This window comes from Pseudonocardia sp. KRD291 (assembly GCF_019263595.1).
Taxonomy (GTDB): domain Bacteria; phylum Actinomycetota; class Actinomycetes; order Mycobacteriales; family Pseudonocardiaceae; genus Pseudonocardia.
The window spans coordinates 1-3,002 of sequence record NZ_JADQDD010000449.1; the positions used below are offsets into that span (position 1 = coordinate 1).

Here is a 3,002-nt window from a genome sequence, read left to right on the forward strand (position 1 = left end):
CACCCGGTCGATCGCGCCCGGCACCGCGAACTGCGCCGCGCCGAGCCCCTCGACGATGTAGCCGCGCCGGCAGCGCCCGGACTCCTCCATCGCGCGCAGCACCCGGTAGACCCCGGCGAACCCGCCGGAGACCCGCTCGGTGCCCAGCGCGCCCCGGGTGAGCACCCCGTGCCGCTCCAGGAACGCCTCGGCCCTCGCGTGCGCGCGCCGGGTCGCGTCCGGCTCCCGGACCACGGCCACCGACCAGCGCCCGCCGACCGACGGCGGCCCGGTCCGGCTCGGCATCGACGGCCGCCCCGCCCGCAGCTGCGCGTAACGCCCCCGGGAGGGCCGGCGCGCGGTCTTGTGCGCCCCGCCGCCGCGCCTGCTCCCGGACGCGCCGAGCCGCGCGCGCAGCGGCCCGAGCGTGTCGTTGGTCAGCGCGCCGGCCCAGACCAGGTCCCAGATCGCGGCGACCACGTCCTCGTCGCCGGGTGCCTGCTCGTCGCGCTCGCGCAGGATCTGCCCGGCGCGGGTCGCGAGCTCGCGGAAGAACAGCGCGCCCCCGCCGGTGGCGGCGTCGGACTCCGGGTCGGTGAGCTGCTCCGGGTCCGCCACCCCGAGCGCGGCCAGCACCGCACGGTGGATCGGCGACCCGGCGGTGTCCAGGTCGGTCTCGGGGAGCAGCAGGTCCGCGACGTCGGCCGGGGCCAGCGCCAGCCATCCGTCCTGCCCGGACAGCGCCCCGCAGCCCGACCACGTGACCTCGCCGGCCGCGGTCAGCTCGTCGAGCAGCGCGGGGGAGTAGCCCGGCAGCCTGGCGGGCAGGATCAGCGACTCCACGGCGCTGGCCGGCAGCGGCGCCCCGGCCAGCTGCTCCACCACGCCGAGCACGTCCTCGGCGCCGGGCGCACGACGGACCCGTCCGCGCCGCTCCCCACCGGAGCGGACCTGAACCCCCTGCCAGGCCGGCAGGAACCGGCCCAGCGCGCGTTGCTCGACCGGCTCCACCTCGGAGCGCAGCCGGGCCAGCGACGCCCGGCGCAGGCGTCGCAACACCTCGGCGTCACAGAACTCGATCTCCGACGGTCCGCCGCCCGCCGGCTGCGAAGCCTGCGGCCGTAGCTCGCCGCGGGCCAGCCTGCCGCTGCCGGTCATCCGGTCCAGCACCCCGGACACGACGGCGACGCCGAGCCCGAACCGCCTCGCGCACTCCCCCGCGGTGAACGGCCCGTGGGTGCGGGCGTAGCGCAGGATCAGGTCCCCGAGCGGGTCGGCGACCGGCTCGGTGAACGCCTCCGGCACCCCGACCGGCAGCGCTGCGCCGAGCGCGTCCCGGACCTTCCCGGCGTCCTCGATCGCGATCCAGCGCTGCTCACCGGCGATCCGCACCCGCAGCGCCCGCCGCGAGTCCTCCAGGTCGGTGAACCACTCCGGCGCGGCGCCGCGGGCCCGGCCGTCTGCCTCGGACAGGTCGCCGACGAAGCGCAGCAGGTCGGCCAGGCCCTCGGCGTCGCGCGCGTGCCGGTCGGGCGCGGTGCGCTGCAACGCCGCCTCGACCTCGTCGAGGACCTCCGGGTCCAGGAGCTCCCGGATCGCCTCCGAGCCGAGCAGCTCGGAGAGCAGGGTCGAGTCCAGCGACAGCGCGGCCGCGCGGCGCTCGGCCAGCGGGGCGTCGGCCTCGTAGAGGAACATCCCGACGTAGCCGAACAGCAGGCTGCGCGCGAACGGCGACGGCGAGGGCGACTCGACCTCGGCGACCTTCACCTTCCGCGCGGCGACGTCGCTCATCAGCTCGCGCAGCCCGGGCAGGTCGTAGACGTCCTGGACGCACTCGCGCATCGCCTCCAGGGTGATCGGGAACTGTTCGTACTTCCCCGCCACCGTGAGCAGCTGCGCGGATCTCTGGCGCTGTTGCCACAGCGGGCTGCGCCGCTTCGGGTCGCGCCGCGGCAGCAGCAGCGCCCGGGCCGCGCACTCCCGGAACCGGGACGCGAACAGCGCCGAGCCGCCCAGCTCGGAGACCACGATCTGCTCGATCTCGGCCGGTTCGAGCAGTACGTCCTCGGCGGTCGGGACGACCTCGGACCCAGAGTCGTCGACGGCGTCGGGCAGGCGCAGCACGATCCCGTCGTCGGCACCGGAGGCACTGACCTCGACGCCGCGCCGCTCCCGCATCCGGGCGGCGATCGCCAGCGCCCACGGCCCGTTGACCTGCGCGCCGAACGGGGAGTGCACGACCAGGCGCCAGTCGCCGAGCTCGTCGCGGAAGCGTTCGACCAGGATCGTGCGGTCGCTCGGCACGTGCCGGGTCGCCTCGCGTTGCTCGCGCAGGTAGGCGAGCAGGTTGTCGCAGGCCCACTCGTCGAGCCCGGCCTGCGCGGCCCGCTCGCGCGCCGCGGCGTCGCCGAGCCCGGACATCTCCCGGACGAACGCCCCGACCGCGCGTCCCAGCTCCAGCGGGCGCCCGATCGACTCGCCCTTCCAGAACGGCATCCGCGCCGGCACGCCGGGCGCCGGGGTGACGATCACGCGGTCGTGGGTGATGTCCTCGACCCGCCAGCTCGACGTGCCGAGCAGGAACGTGTCCCCGACCCGGGACTCGTAGACCATCTCCTCGTCCAGCTCGCCGACCCGCGACCCGGCGCCGTCCGCGCCGCCGGGGGTCATCACCGTGAACAGCCCACGGTCCGGGATGGTGCCGCCGGAGGTGACGGCGAGACGTTGCGCGCCGGGCCGGCCGCGCAGCTCGTCGGTGACCCGGTCCCAGGTGATCCGGGCCCGGAGCTCGCCGAACTCCTCGGACGGGTAACGCCCGGCGAGCATGTCCAGCACCGAGTGCAACGCCGAGTCCGGCAGCGCCGCGAACGGCGCCGCGCGCCGGATGAGCGCCGACAACGCCGAGAGCGACCACGGCTCCAGCGCGACCATCGCCACGATCTGCTGGGCGAGCACGTCGAGCGGGTTGCGCGGGTAGCGCAGCGACTCGATCGAGCCCGACCCCATCCGCTCCGCGACCACCG

1 pseudogene is annotated in these 3,002 nt (G+C 76.2%); it reads right to left on the minus strand.

Annotation, left to right across the window (positions count from 1 at the left end):
• Positions 1–3,002: pseudogene (locus I4I78_RS31530) on the minus strand (DEAD/DEAH box helicase); the annotation flags it as partial.